This window comes from Methylobacterium sp. C33D (assembly GCF_053345825.1).
Genome location: NZ_JBKFAV010000040.1, coordinates 19,791 through 37,492, shown reverse-complemented (window position 1 = coordinate 37,492; position 17,702 = coordinate 19,791). Strand labels below are relative to the sequence as shown.

Sequence of the window (17,702 nt, the reverse complement as noted above, 5' to 3'; positions counted from 1 at the left end):
GTCAGGCGGTCCGGCGCTTGGCCAGCCGGTCGAAGGCGAGGAGCTCCTCCAGCAGCGCCGGCAGGTCCTTCAGCGCCACCATGTTGGGGCCGTCGGAGGGGGCCCGGTCCGGGTCGGGATGGGTCTCGATGAACACCCCCGCCACGCCCACCGCCACGGCGGCGCGGGCGAGGACGGCGACGAACTCGCGCTGGCCGCCGGAGCTCGCCCCCTGCCCGCCGGGCTGCTGCACCGAGTGGGTGGCGTCGAACACCACCGGCGCGCCCTGCGTGACCTGCGCCATGATCGGCAGGCTGCGCATGTCCGAGACCAGGGTGTTGTAGCCGAAGGAGGCGCCGCGCTCGGTGACGATGACGTTGGGATTGCCGGCCTCCGTCACCTTGGCGGCGACGTGCTTCATGTCCCAGGGCGCCAGGAACTGGCCCTTCTTGATGTTGACCGCCCGGCCGGTCGCGGCGGCGGCCAGCAGCAGGTCGGTCTGGCGGCACAGGAAGGCGGGGATCTGGAGCACGTCCACCGCCTCGGCGGCGCGGGCGCACTGCTCGGCGGCGTGCACGTCGGTCAGCACCGGCAGCCCGAGGGTCTCGCGGATCTCGGCGAAGACCGGGAGCGCCCCGTCGAGGCCGATGCCCCGGGCGGCGCTGCCCGAGGTGCGGTTGGCCTTGTCGAAGGACGTCTTGAACACGAGGCCGACGCCGAGGCCCGCGGCCATCTCCTTGAGGGCGGCGGCGATCTCCAGGGCGTGCTGGCGCCCCTCGAGCTGGCACGGTCCGGCGATCAGCGTCAGCGGCAGGTGGTTGGCGAAGCGCGCGTCGCCGACTTGGACGACGGGGCCGGGTGTCTCGATCTTCGACATGCCGGCCGGTCTAGCCCGCGCGGCGGATCCGCGAAAGCCCGGGCCGGGGCGCGACGCGGCAGACCGTGCGGTCGTCCCGGAGCGCGTCCGCGCGCGCGCCGGTCTCGCACAGCATCAGGATCCGGCCGGCGCCGCCCCGGCGCGGGGCATCCGCCAGCAGGCTGGCCTGGTGGAGGTTGAGCGCCAGCACCTCGACCGCGGCGGCGTCCGCCCCGGCGAGCGCCTGCGCGGCCCGGCCGATCAGGACGAAGTAGGCCGGCGACGGCTCGCGGTCGCGGGAGGCCACGGTGATCCGGGCGGGGGCGCGGCAATCGAGGCTCAGCCGCTCGGCATCCTGCGCCCGGAACACCGCGAGGGGGCCGGCCCGGCCGGCCAGGGAGGCGCCGGTGGTGCGGATCACCCGCGCGGCGAGCGCGTCGCAGGCATCCGCCGCCCGGGCGGGGGCCGGTCCGAGGAGGAGCGCGCCGGCGAGGGCGGTCAGGGCGGTGAGGCGCAGCATCGGGACATCCGCGGCGGGAGACGGTCGCGCCCGGGAGATAGCGCGCCCCGCGGCGGGCGCGAAGCCGCGGCGCTCGGCGGGGCGTGGACAGGGGCGCCCGGATGACCGATCTGAGCGAGCGGCGCGGCGCCGCACGCCGCTCGCAGATCAGGCTCCGACGCAGGCCATGCTCCGAATCCTCCTCGCCTCCGTCCTGCTGGCCCCCCTGGCCCTGCTCCCGGCGGGACCCGCTGCCGCGGAGCCACCGCCGCATCCGACCTACGGGCCGGAGCTCGAGGGCTTCGCCTACCCGTTCCCGGTGGAGCGGTTCCAGTTCACGTCGCAGCGCCAGCCGCTGCAGATGGCCTATCTCGACATCCGCCCGGGGACGCCGAACGGCCGCACCGCGGTGCTGCTGCACGGCAAGAACTTCTGCGCGGCCACCTGGGAGAGCCAGATCCGGGCGCTCAGCGCGGCCGGCTACCGGGTGATCGCGCCGGACCAGATCGGCTTCTGCAAGTCGAGCAAGCCGGCGGCCTACCATTTCACCTTCCGGCAGCTCGCCGAGAACACCCACGCGCTCCTGGCCAAGCTCGGGATCGAGCGCCCGATCCTGGTCGGCCACTCCACGGGCGGCATGCTCGCCGCCCACTACGCCCTGCTCTACCCGAAGGCGGTGGAGCAGCTCGTGCTGGTCAACCCGATCGGCCTGGAGGACTGGGCGGCCAAGGGCGTGCCGCCGACCTCGGTGGAGCAGTGGTACCAGCGCGAGCTGAAGGTGACGGCGGCCTCGATCCGGGCCTACGAGACGGCGACCTACTACGCCGGCGCCTGGGAGCCCCGCTACGAGCCGTGGGTGGCGATGCTGGCGGGCCTCAACGGCGGCCCCGGCAAGGAGGCAGTCGCCTGGGACTCGGCGCTGCTCTACGACATGATCCTCACCGAGCCGGTGGTCTACCGGTTCCCGCAGATCGCCGTGCCGACGCTGCTCCTGATCGGCCAGAAGGACAACACGGCGATCGGCAAGGACCTCGCGCCGCCGGAGGTGCGGGCGAGCCTCGGCAACTATCCCGAACTCGGCAAGGCGGCCGCCAGGGCGATCCCGGGCGCGCGGCTCGTGGAGTTCCCGGATCTCGGCCACGCGCCGCAGATGTCCGACCCGGAGGGGTTCAACGCGGCGCTGATCGCGGGGATCGCGGCGCGGTAGGCGCCGCGTGACGTGGCCCGTCGTCCCGGGGCGCTCGCGGCGCCCCGGGACGACGGCGGGCCGGTCCTAGAAGTACGACTTCAGGACGCCCCGGCGGCGGACGTCGAGGGTCGCGCAGTGGAACGAGCCGCCGAACGGGCCGTAGCTGAGGAACGGCGCCGGGATCGGGTCGAAGCCCCAGTCCTTCAGGGCCTTGATCAGCGTCGGCTGGCTCTGGTCGACGACGATCTTCTTCTCGGTGATCGCGAGCACGTTGATCGAGGTCCAGGGCGAGCACATGGAGATCTTGCTCATGAAGCCCTCGACCGGGTCGGGGCGCGGGGCGACCAGCACGTCCCACTTCTTGAGCACGGCCGGCAGCTTCTCGACGTCGACGTAGTCCGGGTTCACCAGCACCTTGCCGGGGGCCAGCGGCATGAACGACGAATCGATGTGCATCGGCTGCGGGCAGCGGCTCTCGATCTCGTGGATGCGGAAGCCCGGGCCGAGGTGGCGGCGCAGCCACTCGATGCCCATCAGGTTGGTCACGTTCGAGCGGGTCACGAACAGGTCGCGGCCGCAGCGGACGAAGTCGGCGGCGTCGAAGACCGGCTCGAACTCGTTGACCGTGAACTGCATGGGCTCGCCGGCCTTCAGGTTCGGCACCCGGTAATCGTAGTTGTAGAGGTCGTCGGTCAGCTGCGGCCGCGGCGCGGAGGTCCAGCGGGCGCCGGCGCGGAAGTACTCCTTGAACAGCGACCGGTAGGCGTCGCCCTCGAAGTAGCGCGAGCGCCAGCACATCGGGCTCTCGATGATCTCGTCGCCGATCACGAGGTACGGGTCGCGCGGGCAGGCGACGCAGAAGCCCCGGGACGACCAGCGCGGCGCCTTGAACTTCTTCGAGAAGTCCACCGCGTCGGGGCGGCGGACCTTCACGCCCTCGCCGGCCAGGATGGTGATGAAGTTGTCGAGCTCGGCCTGGGCGAGCTTCTTCATGAACTTCGGATACTTCCAGCCGCTCGCCAGCCGGTAGAACGGCTGCGCGGCGCGCGGCAGGTTGAAGATCACCGTCAGGTGGTGGGTCGGGATCGTGGCGCCGTCCAGGGAGCCGACGATCACCTCCTCCAGCGGATCCCACTCGTTCCAGGCCATCACCGGCGACTGGGGCGCCGGCACGCCCGGTCCGGTCCCGCCCGGGAGCCCGCCCGCATGCGTGTCGTCGGTCACGGCCTCGAGGGCCGTGATCGGTGATTCGCGCTCCATGACGTGTGCCCCTTCTGCGACGTGCCGCGGCCTTCTGCGCGGGCTCTTCAGCCCCGCCGCCGCTTTGGCCCCCGGTGTGTCAAACGGGTGATAGACACCGCTAATCCGTGCTGCAACGTGACAGAAACGTTCCCGGGCCGACGGACCTATTTCTGCCGCGACCGTGACCGATTTCCCGCATCAAGCCTTACGCGAGCTTGAAAGACGACAATGAAGCGCCTGACGACCTTGGCCTCGATCGCCGGTCTGTGCACGGTCGTCGGCCTGTTCATGTCCTCCGGCCTGGAGGATGTGTCGGCCGCCGTCGTGAGCGCCGGCTGGGGCGCCGCCCTGGTGGTGCTGGCGCGCGTCGTGGCCGTCGCCTGGGCGGGGCTCGGCTGGTACGTCGTGTTCCCCGCCGGCGCGACCAAGCTCTCCGACTGCGTCTCGCTCCGCTTCGTCCGCGAGGGCATCAACACGCTGCTGCCCGTGGCCACCGTCGGCGGTGACTTCGTCGGCGCCCGGCTCCTGTCGAAGCGCGACGTTCCGGGCGCGCTCGCGGGCGCCAGCATGTTCGTCGACCTGATGACCCAGGCGCTCACGCAGCTCCTGTTCACGGTGATCGGCCTCGCCCTGCTGGTCCTGATCTCCGGCGACGGCCCGATCGCCCACACGGTCGAGGGCGGTCTGGCCCTGGCGGTGCCGGCGCTCGGCGCCTTCTACCTGATCCAGCGCCGGGCCGGGCACCGCCTGATCCAGGGCCTGCTCAGCCGCTTCGCCTCCGGGCGCGAGTGGCGTGCCTTCGGCGCCATCGATCAGCTCTACGACAGCCTGCGCCGGCTCTACGGCAATCACGGCCGGTTCGCGCTGGCTCTGGTGGTTCATCTGGCCGGTTGGGTGATCGGCACGCTCGAGGTCTACGTCTGCCTGCGGTTCATGGGCTACCCGATCGATTTCGCGCAGGCGCTGATGATCGAGAGCCTCGCCCAGGCCGTGCGCGGCGCGGCCTTCGCGGTCCCCGGTGCGCTGGGCGCGCAGGAGGGCGGCCTGATCGCCCTGTGCGGCCTGTTCAATATCCCGGCCGAGGCGGCCCTCGCCCTCTCACTGGTCAAGCGCTTCGCCGATCTCGGCGTCGGGCTCCCGAGCCTCCTCCTCTGGCACCGGATCGAGTCCAGGCTCCGGTCCGAGGCGCCCGAGGAAGAGGAGCGCGAGCCGGAGCCGGAGGCCGGGCGCAAGGCCAAGAGGGTCGCGCAGCCCGCTACCCTCGGCCCGTTCTACAGCTACGCCCCGCCGCGCATGGGGGCGCGGCTCGGCGACGGCGAGGAGTTGAAGAAGTGCGCCTGACCCGCCGGCTCGCGGCCGCCCTCATCGCCGCTCCCTTGGCCCTGAACTTCCTCGTCCCGGCCCCGTCATGGGCCGCGGACGATCCGGCCGTTCAGACCGTGCGCGACCTCTACGCCGCCTTCTCGGCCGCGCTGAAGGACGGGCCGGGCCCGCTGCCGGCCCGGGTCGAGGCCGTCGGCCCCGCGCTCGACAAGGCGTTCGACTTCCCCGCCATGACCCGCATCGCGGTGGGCTCGAAATGGTCGAGCTTCACCCCGGAGCAGCAGGCCGCCGTGATCGACGCGTTCAAGCGCAGCCTGACCGTCACCTACGCCAACCGGCTGGCCCGCGCCGCCGGCGGCAAGTTCGACGTGACCCCGAAGGTCGAGGAGCGGGGCGCGCAGCGCGTGGTGCCGACCCGCGTCACCGCCGCGGACGGCGACGATTCGGCCGTGGACTTCGTCGTCAACGCCGACAACCGCATCCAGGACGTCCTGCTCAACGGCGACGTCAGCGAGATCGCCGCGCAGCGGAACGCCCTGTCGGCGCCGCTGAAGTCCGGTGGGGCCGACGGCGTCGTGAAGTTCCTCCGGGCGCGGACCGACGGCATGCTCGCGGCCAAGCCGACGCCCTGAGCGGCATCGGCGTCCGCGCCGACCTGAACCCGGCCGTTCGCGGCCATCGCCGCCTCGGCGGCCGGACGACCGCACGGATCCGACCGGATGGATGTCTCCTCCCTGGCGCTGCTCGGCCTCTCGTGGCTCTCGCTGCTCTGCCTGATCCTGGCGGCGGCGGGCTGCGTCTACGGGCTGGCCGCCGCCTTTAGCGCCGGACGCTACGCGGGCCGCCGCCCGCCGGCGCTCCCCGCCGGCGCGACGCGGCCCTCCGTGACCGTGCTGAAGCCGCTCTGCGGCCTCGAGCCCAACCTCTACGCGAACCTCGAGACCGTGCTGCGCCAGGACTACGCCGGGCCTGTCCAGGTCCTGTTCGGCGTCCAGAAGCCCACCGATCCCGCAATCGGCGTGGTCGAGCGCCTGCAGCAGGCCTATCCGGAGGCCCGCATCGACCTGGTGATCGACGGTCGCCAGCACGGATCGAACCGGAAGGTCTCGAACCTGATCAACATGGCCGAGGCCATCGCCCACGACGTGGTGGTCCTGGCCGACAGCGACATGGTGGTGGGACCCGACTACCTGGAGCGCCTCGTCGCGGAGCTGTCGCAGGACGGCGTCACCGGCGTGACCTGCCTGTACCACGGCGTCCCGGCCTTCCGGGGCCTGTACGACCAGCTCTCGACGCTCGCGATCGACACCCACTTCCTGCCCAACGTCGTGATGGGGCTGAGCCTCGGTCTGGCGAAGCCCTGCTTCGGCTCCACCGTCGCCTTCACCCGGGCGAGCCTGGAGGCGGTCGGCGGCTTCCGCACCTTCCGCAACGATCTGGCGGACGACTACGCCATCGGCGCCGCCCTGCGCGGCCTCGGCGGCCGGGTGGTGATCCCGAGCTTCACGATCGGCCACACCAGCGTCGACACCGATCTCTCCGGCCTGTGGCGGCACGAGCTGCGCTGGAACCGCACCATCCGCACCGTCGATCCGGCGGGCTACGCCGGCTCGATCGTCACGCACGCCTTCCCGCTGGCCCTGCTCGGCGCGCTCCTGCCCGGCGCCGGCACCGGCGCCCTCTGGGTCGCCGCGGCGGCGCTGGCGAGCCGCGTCCTGCTCTGCCGGCAGCTGGAGCGGGCCTTCGGCCTCGCCCCGCACCCCTACGGACTGTTGCCGATCCGCGACATCCTCTCCTTCCTGAACTTCTCCTGGGCCTTCGTGTCGGGGGCGGTGACATGGAAAGGTCACGATTATCACGTGGTTGCGGATGGCACCCTGATCCCGGACGCCGAACTCGGCCGCGATGCCGGCGCGCCGCTCCGCTGAACCCGGCTCCCTCGTCCTCCGCCCTCTCCCCGGCATTGCCCTGAGGCCTTGAACCCCATGCGCACGCTCTTCCTCCAGGCCCCCACCTTCGACGGTTTCGACGGCGGTGCCGGCTCCCGTTACCAGGCCAAGCGCGAGATCAAGTCGTTCTGGTACCCGACCTGGCTGGCGCAGCCCGCCGCCCTGGTGCCGAACTCGAAGCTGATCGACGCGCCGCCGCACAACATCAAGCTCGCCGAGATCGTGGCCCAGGCCAACGACTTCGACCTCGTGGTGCTCCACACCTCGGTGCCGTCGTTCAAGTCCGACGTGAAGACGATCGAGGCGCTCAAGGCCGCCAACCCGAAACTGATCGCCGGCCTGATCGGCGCCAAGGTCGCGGTCGACGCCGCCGGCGCGATGGCCCAGGCCCCGGTGGTCGATTTCTGCGCCCGCAACGAGTTCGACTTCACCGTCAAGGAGGTCGCCGAGGGCGTCCCGATGTCGGAGATCAAGGGGCTGTCCTATCGCGACGCCAACGGTGTCGTGGTCCACAACGAGGACCGCGAGATCATGACCGACATGGATCAGCTGCCCTTCGTCACCAGCGTCTACAAGCGCGACCTGGAGATGGAGAAGTACTTCATCGGCTACCTGAAGCACCCCTACATCTCGTTCTACTCGGGCCGGGGCTGCAAGAGCCGCTGCACGTTCTGCCTCTGGCCGCAGACGGTCGGCGGCCACACCTACCGCACCCGCTCGGTCGCGCACGTGATCGAGGAGATCAAGTACTGCCTGAAGGAGTTCCCCCAGACCAAGGAGTTCTTCTTCGACGACGACACCTTCACCGACAACCTTCCGCGCGCCGAGGAGATCGCCCGCGAGCTCGGCAAGCTCGGCGTCACCTGGTCGTGCAACGCCAAAGCGAACGTGCCGCGCGAGACCCTGAAGGTGCTCAAGGAGAACGGCCTGCGCCTGCTGCTGGTCGGCTACGAGTCCGGCAACCAGCAGATCCTGCACAACATCAAGAAGGGCATGCGGGTCGAGGTCGCCGAGAAGTTCACGAAGGACTGCCACGACCTGGGCATCGCCATCCACGGCACCTTCATCCTCGGCCTGCCGGGCGAGACCAAGGAGACGATCCAGGAGACGATCGCCTTCGCCAAGCGGATCAACCCGCACACGATCCAGGTCTCCCTGGCGGCGCCCTATCCGGGCACCTTCCTGTACAAGCAGGCGGTGGAGAACGGCTGGCTCGACATCGAGAACGCCGAGCTCGTCGACGAGAACGGCGTGCAGGTCGCGCCGCTGCACTATCCGCACCTCTCGCACACCGAGATCTTCACCTCGGTCGAGGAGTTCTACAAGAAGTTCTACTTCCGGGCGCCGAAGATCGCCTCGATCGTCAGCGAGATGGTGCGCTCGCCCGACATGATGAAGCGCCGCCTGCGCGAGGGCGTCGAGTTCTACCGCTTCCTCAAGGAGCGTCAGGGCACCGCCAAGGCGGCGTGAGTCGGGGGTCCGGGGCCTCACGCCCCGGCGGAGAGCGCGGGGCAGAGCCCCGCTCTTTCTTCCAGGGCTCCGCCCTGGACCAGTCGACACCCTTTACGAGGTTTGCGTGAAGCGTCTGGTCGTCACCGCGGACGATTTCGGGCTCAGCCCCGAGGTCAACGAGGCCGTCGAGCAGGCCCATCGCGAGGGTGTCCTCACGGCCGCGAGCCTGATGGTCTCGGCGCCGGCCGCCGCCGACGCGGTGGCGCGGGCCCGGCGGATGCCGTCCCTGCGGGTCGGGCTGCACCTCGTCCTCGTGGAGGCGTGGCCCACCCTCCCCGCCGCGGAGCTGCCCGACCTGACGGACGCGGCCGGCCTGATGCGGGCCGACATGGCCCGCCTCGGCCTCGACTTCGCCCGCAGGCCCGCGGCCCGGCGCCAGCTCGCCGCCGAGATCCGCGCGCAGTTCGAGGCCTACCGGGCGACCAGCCTGCCGCTGGACCACGTCAACGCCCACAAGCACTTCCACGTCCACCCGCTGGTCGCGGGCGCGGTCCTGCGGATCGGCCGCGATTTCGGGATGCGCGCCCTGCGGGTGCCCCGGGAGCCCCGCGAGATCCTGCGGCGCGCCGAGCCCGGCGCCCGGCCGCGTGCCGCCCTCGACATCGCCCCCTGGGCGGCGCTGCTCGCCGTCCGCGCCCGTCAGGCCGGTCTGCTGATCCCCGACCGCACCCTCGGCCTCGCGTGGTCCGGCGCCATGACACCGGCCCGGGTCGCGGCGCTGCTGGCCGAGCTCCCGGACGGGCTGACCGAGCTCTACACCCACCCGGCCACCGCCGGCGGCTTCCCCGGCGAGGCGCCGGGCTACCGCTACGCCGACGAGCGGGACGCGCTGACCGCCCCCGCATCCCGGTCGGCCGCCGACGCGTCGGGCGCGGTCCGCGGCGGGTTCTCCGACTTCCTCGGTTGACCCGGATCGATATCTGACTTTAGTCAGAGATCATGGGACCCGCCGAGATCGCCCGCGTCCGCCGCTTCGCCCGCGCCGTCACCGCCGAGGTGGGCGCGCTCGATTCGTCGTTCCTCGGCCGGGGCCGTCCCCTGGGCGCCGCGCGCGTCCTGAACGCCATCGGTGCCGGGCGCGCGGAGATCGGCGAGATCCGGGCCTATCTCTGTCTCGATTCCGGCCTGATGAGCCGTCTCCTGCGGGGCCTGGAGGAGGAGGGCTTGGTCGCGACCGCCCCGCATCCCGCGGATGCCCGCCGCCGGGTCGCGTCCCTGACCGAGGCCGGTCGGCGCGAGTTCGCGGCCTACGAGGCGCTGTCGGATGCTCGCGCCGTCGCCCTGCTGGAGCGCGCCCCGCAGGTGGACGCGCTCCTGCGCGCCATGGACCGGATCGCCCTGGCCCTCGGCCGCGACGCCGTCGCGATCCGGGAGGCCGATCCCGCGAGCGCGGCCGCCCGCGCCTGCCTCGCCGCCTACTACGCCGAGCTGGCCAGCCGATTCGACGGCGGGTTCGACGTCGCCCGGTCGTGCGACCCCGAGGCCGGCGCCATGGTGCGGCCGCGCGGCGTGTTCCTCCTCGCGAGCGCCGACGGCCTGCCGGTGGGATGCGTCGGGCTCAAGGGGAGCGGCGGCGCGGCGGCGGAGATCAAGCGGCTCTGGATCGATCCCGCGGCCCGGGGATTGGGCCTCGCCAAGCGGCTCATGCGGGAGGCCGAGGCCGCCGCCCGCGACCTCGGGGTCCGGACGCTGCGGCTCGACACCAACAGCGCCCTCCCCGAGGCCCTGACGCTCTACCGGCGGTCGGGCTGGGTGGAGATCGACCGCTTCAACGACGATCCCTACCCGGACCACTTCTTCGAGAAGGCCCTCTGAGGCCCTCCGAGGCGCCGGCCACGACTGGGCCGGCCACGACTGGGCCGGCGCTGCTCGGCCGGCCCTGATCGGTCAGTCCTGATCGGTCAGCCTACTTGGCCGGTACCGGATCCTGGTGCGGGGCGGCCTTACGCAGCGCCGCGCCGGCCGCCTTCTCGGCTTCCGGACGATCCTCGTCGGGCTGCTCCGGCGGCTCGCCGAGGGTCGCCGGCACCACGAAGAACGCCGCCACCAGGGTGAAGAACAGCGACAGCGCCAGGAGCTTGCCCATGCTCGCCGTGCCCGGATGGCTCGACAGGACCAGCGATCCGAAGGCGCTGCCCGTGGTCAGCGCCGAGAAGAAGATCGCCCGGGTCAGGCTGGAGGCGAGCATGTCGGTCACGCCCGCCCGCCACGCGATCACGTAGTAGATGTGGAACGCCACGCCGACCGCGAGCATCAGCGGCAGGGCGATGATGTTGGCGAAGTTCAGCGGCATGCCGACGATGCGCATCGCCATCAGCGTCCACAGGGTCGCGATCACCAGCGGGCCGAGGGTCATCGCCACGTCCCACGGCTTGCGCAGGGCGACCGAGAGGATGACGAAGATCAGCACGAAGGCCGTCACCGCCGCCTGCACGAAGGCGCCCAGGATCGTGTAGCTCGACTGCGTCGTCGCCACCGGCGCGCCGGTGGCGTGGGGGGCCACCTTCAGGACCTCGTCCGAGAACCGGCGCAGCACCGTGTCGTCGTTCGAGTCGCCCTTCGGGTGGACCTCGATGCGCGCCCGGCCATCCGCCGCCACCCAGTCGGCCTTGAGCTGCGGCGGCAGGTTGTCGAGCGTGATCTTCTCGGGATGCAGCAGGTCGCGCAGCCGGGCGAGCAGCGGCACCAGATCCTTGGTGAGCGCCACCGAGGCCGCCTCGCGCAGCTGCACCGGGCCGGCGGCGAGCTTGTCGAGGGTGCCGGCGAGCTGCTTCGCCTCCTGGGCGCCCTTCGCGTCGCCCTTGGCGTCGGCGGAGAGGCCGTTGAGCGCCGCGGCGGCGTCCTTGAGCGCCTTCACGTTGTCGGCGTCGGTCGGCGGCGGCGGCCGGCGACCGGGATTGAGCACCGGGTCGAGGAGCTGGGCCGTGTCGGCGATCTGGGCCAGCTTCTTGTCCTGATCCCGCGGCACGAAGGTGTCGATGCTGTTGACCGAGGCGGTGACCGGCAGGGCCAGGAGCGTCTTCGACAGCGCCGGGACCGCCTCGACGTTGGGCGCCAGCACGTCGATGAAGTTCGGGCTGGTCTCGGGATTCTTGATCAGGTCCAGGTAGGTCGCGATGGACTGCGTCTTGGCGCTGCGCAGGTGCATCGGGTTCGAGTCGAACGGCAGGTGCCAGAGCAGCGGCGCGCCGGCCAGGGTCAGAAGGCCGACGCCGATCAGGATCGGCTTGCGGTGCCGGATGATCCACGGGTCGACGCCGACGAGCCACTCGGTCTGGACCGCCGCCTTCTCGCCCGCCGGCTTGAACACCGCGATCAGCGCCGGCAGCAGGATCAGCGAGAACAGGAAGGCCACGATCATGCCGACGCCGGCGATCAGGCCCAGCTCCGACACGCCCCGGAAGGCCGTGGGCAGGAAGGCGAAGAAGCCCGCCACCAGCGACACCGCGGCGAGGGTCAGCGACCAGCCCACGCCCCGCGCCGCGGCGCGGATCGCGCTCTCCAGCGTCGGCTGCTCGTAGCGGTCGGCCCGGTAGCGGACCGAGAACTGGATGCCGAAATCGATGCCGAGTCCGACGAACAGGGCCGCGAAGGCCACCGAGATCGGGTTCAGCTCCTTGACCATGATGAGGCCCAGGGCGGCCGTGACCACGAGGCCCGCGAAGGTGGTGATGATCACCGCGCCGACGAGCTTGCCCGAGCGCAGGGCCAGCCACAGGAACAGCACGATCGCGCCCACGATGATGCTGTTGTTGAGGCCGGCATCCTCCGACAGTGTCGCGAACTCCTCGTCCGCCACCGCTACGGTGCCGGTCAGGCGCATCCGCAGGCCGTTCTGGGCGTCGATCCCGAGATCCTTGGCGACGTTGCGGATCAGCTTGGTCGCCTGGTAGCCGGGCTCCAGGGCGTTGAAGTCGAGGACCGGCTGGATCACCACGAACTTCATCTTGTCGGTGACGCTGGTCTCACCCCCCGACAGGAGCTCCTGCCACGACATCCGCGCGGGCTGACCCGCCAGCACCTTCTGCAGGGTGGCGTCGATCTGCCCCATGGGCTTCTCGAGATCCTCGATCTTGGCGTCGCCGGTCTTCACCCCGCGCGCGCCCAGCGTCAGCACCCGCATGATGCCGCGCAGCGACGGGTCGGCGGCGAGCGGCCCGAGCAGGCCCTGCTGCTGGGTCAGCGCCTCCAGGGTCTTGTCGAGGTCCGCCTGCGACATCAGCAGCAGGCCGTTCTTGTTGAAGAACGGGCCGCCGTCGGGCCGGTAGACCGTCTCGATCAGGTTCTTGTGCGCCGTGAGCGCCTTGGCGAGGTTGGCGGCCGCCTCCTCGGTCTCCTCGGGCGTCTCGCCGTTGATGACCGCCACGATGGTGTTGCTGCGCTGCGGGAACGCCTTCTCGAAATTGATCTCGTCCTGGCGCCACGGCTCCTTCGGGTCGATCAGCCGCTCGACGTCGGTGTTGATCCGGAACAGGTGCGCCGCGACTCCGAGGCTCGCGACCGTGAGGAGCGCCGTGAGGGCGATCACGATCCACCGATACCGCACCGAGAACGCGACGAGACTTTCGATCACGAGCACCCTGCCTGTTCGCGCCGGACGCGCCCCGCGCGCGACCGGCTCCTGCCATCCGTCAAGTCCGAACCCGGGCCACCGGCGCGGGTGGGCTCAGGGCCCCGCCGCGCGACGCTCCGCGATTCGGCCGGGTTCGCATCGGGTTCGAGGAACGCCACACCGCCCGATCCGAGCGCGCCGCGCGCGCCCGCCACCCGACTGATTGCGCCCGACGCGGTCCGCGATCGGGACACCCGCCGCGGGCCGGGACTTGCATCGCGGCCACGAGGCTCAGTAAAGAGGGCGATGCCAGATTGCAACGCGGCCGCCGTGGCGCGCATCCCGCGCCCGCCCGTGTGCGCTAGCGCACGGCGTTTCTGGCGCGGCCACCCGAATCGTGGGATTCCGGTCGTATTGCCGACGCAATGCACGTGCTGTCCTCAACGATCGGGCGCGTCCGCCCACGGGCTTCGCACGCGCGGTCCATGTGGCGCCGTTGCGTCAGGCACGGAATAAGATGTCATCGCCCCGCCGAAACGGGGTCGTTTCAGATTAGTTCCAAGCTAGATCGCTGGAATTCGAGATTTTTTCGCGTTAAGCACCCCGATGCCCCGGGGTCGACGAAGTAAGGAGCCGCAATCTTGGGTATCCCCCTCCGGTACGTCGCGAAGATCGGCGGCTACATCCTGAAGCAGCACCTCACGGGCCGCAAGCGTTACCCGCTTGTGATGATGATGGAGCCGCTGTTCCGCTGTAACCTGGCCTGCGCCGGCTGCGGCAAGATCGACTACCCGGACGAGATCCTGAACAAGCGCCTTCCGGTCGCCGACGCGCTCGAATCCGTGCGCGAGTGCGGCGCCCCGGTGGTGGTGATCGCCGGCGGCGAGCCGCTCCTGCACAAGGACCTGCCGCAGATCGTCGAGGGCATCATCGCCCAGAAGAAGTTCGCGATCGTCTGCACGAACGCGCTGCTCCTCGAGAAGAAGATCAAGGAGTACAAGCCGAGCCCGTACTTCACGTGGTCGATCCATCTGGACGGCGACAAGGAGATGCACGACCAGTCGGTGTGCCAGCGCGGCGTCTACGACAAGGCGGTGGCGGCGATCGCGAAGGCCAAGGAGATGGGCTTCCGCGTCACCATCAACTGCACCTTCTTCAACAATTCCCAGCCGGAGAAGATCGCCGACTTCTTCGACAGCGTGACCCGGATGGGCATCGACGGCATCACCGTCTCCCCCGGCTACGCCTACGAGCGCGCGCCCGACCAGAAGCACTTCCTGAACCGCAAGGCGACGAAGGAGCTGTTCCGCGGCGTGTTCCGGCACGGCAAGGAGAAGGGCCGCGAGAAGTGGACCTTCCAGCAGTCGGGCCTGTTCCTCGACTTCCTGGCCGGCAACCAGACCTACCACTGCACCCCGTGGGGCAACCCGACCCGCACCGTGTTCGGCTGGCAGAAGCCCTGCTACCTGCTCGGCGAGGGCTACGCGGCGACCTTCAAGGAGCTGATGGAGACCACCGACTGGGATTCCTACGGCACCGGCAACTACGAGAAGTGCGCCGACTGCATGGTCCACTCGGGCTACGAGGCCTCCTCGGTGGTCGATTCGGTCCGCAAGCCCTGGAAGCCGCTGGTGCACGCGATTCGCGGCATCAAGACCGACGGCGCGATGGCCCCCGAGGTCAGCCTGGAGAACCAGCGCCCGGCCGAGTTCGTGTTCTCGCGCAACGTCGCGCAGAAGCTGTCCGAGATCAAAGCGGCCGGCGTCGACACGAAGCAGGAAGCCCGCAAGCGCACCGCCGCCTGACCGGCGCGCACGGTTGACGACACAAAGAGACCCGCGGCCGCGAGGCCGCGGGTCTCTTCGTGTCCGGGCCCCGCGGCGCCTCAGCCGAGCCGCGGCACGTGCGGGGCGCAGTCGCGCGGCAGGGTCCCGTCGAGCCGCGGATCGGGCGCGACCTCGACGTGGACCGCGAAGGGCACGAAGCCGGAGCGCCGGTAGAAGGCGAGCGCGCCAGGATGGTCCAGGGTGCAGGTATGCACCCAGAACCGCGCGATCGGGCGCGCCCAGGCCCGCCCGATCGCCGCGTTCATCAGCGTGCGGCCGATCCCGGTTCCCACCGCGTCCCCGGTCAGTCCGAGGAAGACCAGCTCGCAGGTACCGGGCTGGCGGAAATCCAGTTCCAGCATGCCGACGTTCCGCCCGTCCCGACGGAGCGCGAAGATCTCGACATCGTCGTCGGCGAGGATCGCCGCCAGCGCCTCCTCCGCCAGGGTGAGGCGCGAGAACCAGAGCCAGTCGGCGCCCACCGCCCGGTACAGGCTCCGGTAGGTCTCCGGGTCGGTGCGTGCCAGGGGGTCGAGGGCGAGCCCGGGCGGGAACGGCCGTCCGGGCCGCGGGGGCGGCGGTCGCAGCATCTCCAGGCTGGTGACGATCGTGGCGATGTGGCCGGGCGGGACCGCCGCATAGCCCGGAACGAGGGTCGGGATCCCGGTATCCGGCAGCATCGATCCTCTCCGCGGTCGCCTCGGCGCGGCCCGGTCACGCGGCGAGCGGGCGCCGCCGCGCGACCAGCCACGGCAGCACGCAGGCCGCCGACACCGCGATCGCGGCGGCGTAGGCCGCGACCGGGTCGATCCGTCCGAGCAGCAGGTGCACGCAGACATAGAAGGCCAGCACGCCGAAGGCGCCCTGGGCGCTGCCGCGCACCACGTCCAGCGCGGCGCCGACCCCGTCCTGTGCCCGGGCGAAGACGATGAGCGGCCAGGAGATGATCGGGATCGGCGCCAGGACGCCGCTCAGGCCGGAGCCGAGATGCGGCGCCAGCCCCGAGACCAGCAGGACCAGGGCGGTGGCGGCCGCGAGCCGGGCCGGCATGTCCCAGCGCGGCGGGCGCGCCCGGCGGACCGGCGCCGCTGTCCCGGCGGCCGGCCGGCACAGGGCGACCGCCAGCGCCATCGCCGGCAGGTCGATCGCCGTGGCGAGCCACAGGCCGGGCTGGATCACGCCGTGCAGCAGCGCGCCCGCGAGGACGAAGGCCGCCAGGGCGAGGGACACGGAGGCGAGGATTCCCGTCCGCGGCGCGGCGACGGCGTAGGTGAGATAGCTGACGGTGACCGCGCCGAGCCCCTCCACCGAGCCGATCGCCGCGTCGGCGGCGAAGCGCTCGCCCTGTTCGGCGGCGAGGTAGATCGAGATCGGCGCCGAGGTGAGCGGCAGGCCCGAGAGCAGGCCGCCGACGAGGCTGCCCCACCGGCGCGCGGCCGCCGACACGGCCCACATCAGGGTCGGCGTGACGACGATCTTGGCGGCGATCAGGCTCATGGCGACCGGCGGGGCCCGGGGCCTCAGGCCGCCTGAGGCGGCCCGTCATCCTCCGGGTCGGCGGGCGAGTTGAGGATATCCTCCAGCTCGTCGACCAGCCGGTCGACCTGATCCTCCGTGGCCAGCACCTTCAGCACCTCGCCGGTCTCCGTCTCGACGGCCAGCTCGATATGCGGCCCGACCCGGGCGGTCAGGATCCGGGCCAGGATCTTGATTGCACTCATGCGACTGCCTCCTCCGCGGCGATGAGGCCGACCGCCACCGCCGGTCCACAGGTCGAGATCCCGTCGCGCGCGCCGCCGATCCGGTCCGCCAGCAGCGCCACGAGCGGCGTCGCGGACCGGCCGAGCCGCTCGGCGAGGCGGGCGCCCACGAAGGCGCCGGCGCCGCACAGGACGAGGGGCGCGTCGGCGCCCAGATCGGGCCGGCTGAGGATCTCCGCCGCCGCGTCGTGCAGCAGGCGCAGCTGCGCCTCGGCGAAGTGGGCGGCGAGCGCCGTCCAGGCCGTTTCGGGCGCCTCGGCCCGGTCCCGCCCGACGATCCGCGCGAGCCGGGTCACGCTCTCGGCGACCGTCTTGCCCTTGCGGTCGCCGCTCGGCTGCTGGTCAGCGCCCTCGGGGAGCTGGCCGAGGATGCGGTAGACGTCCGCCATGTGGGCGAAGGTCTCGGTCATCAGCCGGGTCCGGCGGCCCGCGAAGGGGGCGTGGTCGGATAGGGCGATCACCGGCGTGCGCACCGCGCCGGTATAGACGAGCTCGCCGGTCTCCAGCCGCTCGGCGTCGCTGTAGCCGGTCGCGGCCGGCCGCCCGCCGACGACGGGAATCAGGTCGGCGGTGGTCGAGCCGATATCGACCAGGAGCGCGTCCAGGACGTGCCGGCCGGCGAGCGCCGCGGTGGCGTGCCAGTTGGCCGAGGCCACGTCCGCCGATAGGGAGGCGGCCGTCTCGGGGGTGACGAGGCCGGAGCGGCCGGCATAGATCCGCACGGTCCCGGCGAGGTGCGACCCGGCCCATCCGGCGAGCGCCGCGACGCCGTCGCGCCGGTCGGCGAAGCAGTCGGTCAGCTCGCCCGTCATGGTCACGGCGTGGAGGGCCGCGCCGCGGGCCCAGGCGGGGGCAGCCTCCAGCGCCCGGTCGAGGGCCGGCAGGCCCTGCCAGAGCGGGCACGGCACCTGCGCGGCGGCCGCGACCCGGCCGTCCTCGACCAGGGCGACCTTGACGTGGACCCCGCCGAGGTCCCACCCGATCGTCGTTGGGTTTGATGAGCGCATGGGACCGC

16 protein-coding genes are annotated in these 17,702 nt (G+C 71.6%); 8 read left to right on the top strand and 8 right to left on the bottom strand.

Going from position 1 to position 17,702, the window contains the following annotated elements; genetic code table 11:
* Position 1: 1 nt before the first annotated feature.
* Positions 2–856 carry a 3-deoxy-8-phosphooctulonate synthase gene (kdsA, locus tag ACLBXO_RS25555; RefSeq protein WP_331313941.1) on the bottom strand — a complete coding sequence of 285 codons (855 nt, stop codon included), beginning with the start codon at positions 854–856 and terminating at the stop codon, positions 2–4.
* Between the two features lie 10 nt (positions 857–866).
* On the bottom strand, positions 867–1,355 hold the full coding sequence (locus tag ACLBXO_RS25550; protein WP_447687144.1) for a hypothetical protein: 489 nt from the start codon (positions 1,353–1,355) through the stop codon (positions 867–869).
* 166 nt (positions 1,356–1,521) lie between these two features.
* Here ACLBXO_RS25550 and ACLBXO_RS25545 point away from each other — a divergent pair, with 166 nt between their 5' ends.
* A complete protein-coding gene (locus tag ACLBXO_RS25545) occupies positions 1,522–2,541 on the top strand; it encodes an alpha/beta fold hydrolase (protein WP_447687143.1) in 1,020 nt (339 codons plus the stop codon).
* Positions 2,542–2,607: 66 nt separating this feature from the next.
* Here ACLBXO_RS25545 and ACLBXO_RS25540 read toward each other — a convergent pair whose 3' ends face one another.
* Positions 2,608–3,783 (bottom strand): amidinotransferase, encoded by a 1,176-nt coding sequence (locus ACLBXO_RS25540; protein WP_091980931.1) that lies wholly within the window; start codon positions 3,781–3,783, stop codon positions 2,608–2,610.
* 210 nt (positions 3,784–3,993) lie between these two features.
* On the opposite strand from ACLBXO_RS25540, the gene ACLBXO_RS25535 reads away from it, so the two are divergent.
* The 6 genes from ACLBXO_RS25535 (at position 3,994) to ACLBXO_RS25510 (ending at position 10,364) form a co-directional block, all read left to right on the top strand.
* Positions 3,994–5,106, top strand: a complete 1,113-nt coding sequence (locus tag ACLBXO_RS25535) for a flippase-like domain-containing protein (RefSeq protein ID WP_331313938.1) — start codon at positions 3,994–3,996, stop codon at positions 5,104–5,106.
* Positions 5,097–5,720, top strand: a complete 624-nt coding sequence (locus tag ACLBXO_RS25530) for an MlaC/ttg2D family ABC transporter substrate-binding protein (protein WP_331313937.1) — start codon at positions 5,097–5,099, stop codon at positions 5,718–5,720. Before ACLBXO_RS25535 ends, ACLBXO_RS25530 begins: the two co-directional genes overlap by 10 nt.
* A gap of 87 nt (positions 5,721–5,807) precedes the next feature.
* Positions 5,808–7,016 carry a bacteriohopanetetrol glucosamine biosynthesis glycosyltransferase HpnI gene (gene hpnI / locus ACLBXO_RS25525; protein ID WP_331313936.1) on the top strand — a complete coding sequence of 403 codons (1,209 nt, stop codon included), beginning with the start codon at positions 5,808–5,810 and terminating at the stop codon, positions 7,014–7,016.
* A 57-nt stretch (positions 7,017–7,073) separates the two neighbouring features.
* Complete coding sequence (gene hpnJ / locus ACLBXO_RS25520) at positions 7,074–8,507, top strand: hopanoid biosynthesis associated radical SAM protein HpnJ (RefSeq protein ID WP_012317976.1); 1,434 nt, start codon at positions 7,074–7,076, stop codon at positions 8,505–8,507.
* A gap of 106 nt (positions 8,508–8,613) precedes the next feature.
* Positions 8,614–9,456 carry a hopanoid biosynthesis-associated protein HpnK gene (hpnK, locus tag ACLBXO_RS25515; RefSeq protein ID WP_447687142.1) on the top strand — a complete coding sequence of 281 codons (843 nt, stop codon included), beginning with the start codon at positions 8,614–8,616 and terminating at the stop codon, positions 9,454–9,456.
* Between the two features lie 32 nt (positions 9,457–9,488).
* Entirely contained in the window at positions 9,489–10,364 is an 876-nt protein-coding gene (locus ACLBXO_RS25510; RefSeq protein ID WP_447687141.1) for a bifunctional helix-turn-helix transcriptional regulator/GNAT family N-acetyltransferase, read from the top strand.
* 91 nt (positions 10,365–10,455) lie between these two features.
* Here ACLBXO_RS25510 and ACLBXO_RS25505 read toward each other — a convergent pair whose 3' ends face one another.
* Entirely contained in the window at positions 10,456–13,122 is a 2,667-nt protein-coding gene (locus tag ACLBXO_RS25505; RefSeq protein ID WP_331314400.1) for an MMPL family transporter, read from the bottom strand.
* Positions 13,123–13,742: 620 nt separating this feature from the next.
* Here ACLBXO_RS25505 and hpnH point away from each other — a divergent pair.
* A complete protein-coding gene (gene hpnH / locus ACLBXO_RS25500; RefSeq protein ID WP_331313932.1) occupies positions 13,743–14,906 on the top strand; it encodes an adenosyl-hopene transferase HpnH in 1,164 nt (387 codons plus the stop codon).
* 80 nt (positions 14,907–14,986) lie between these two features.
* Here hpnH and ACLBXO_RS25495 read toward each other — a convergent pair whose 3' ends face one another.
* Genes ACLBXO_RS25495 through ACLBXO_RS25480 form a run of 4 tightly spaced genes read right to left on the bottom strand, consistent with a single transcriptional unit; the run spans position 14,987 to position 17,694 of the window.
* Positions 14,987–15,607, bottom strand: a complete 621-nt coding sequence (locus ACLBXO_RS25495) for a GNAT family N-acetyltransferase (RefSeq protein WP_447687140.1) — start codon at positions 15,605–15,607, stop codon at positions 14,987–14,989.
* Positions 15,608–15,641: 34 nt separating this feature from the next.
* A complete protein-coding gene (locus ACLBXO_RS25490) occupies positions 15,642–16,424 on the bottom strand; it encodes a hypothetical protein (protein WP_447687139.1) in 783 nt (260 codons plus the stop codon).
* Positions 16,425–16,447: 23 nt separating this feature from the next.
* A complete protein-coding gene (locus ACLBXO_RS25485; RefSeq protein WP_012317969.1) occupies positions 16,448–16,648 on the bottom strand; it encodes a hypothetical protein in 201 nt (66 codons plus the stop codon).
* On the bottom strand, positions 16,645–17,694 hold the full coding sequence (locus tag ACLBXO_RS25480) for a hydantoinase/oxoprolinase family protein (protein WP_447687138.1): 1,050 nt from the start codon (positions 17,692–17,694) through the stop codon (positions 16,645–16,647). The genes ACLBXO_RS25485 and ACLBXO_RS25480 overlap by 4 nt, the downstream gene beginning before the upstream one ends.
* Positions 17,695–17,702 lie beyond the last annotated feature (8 nt).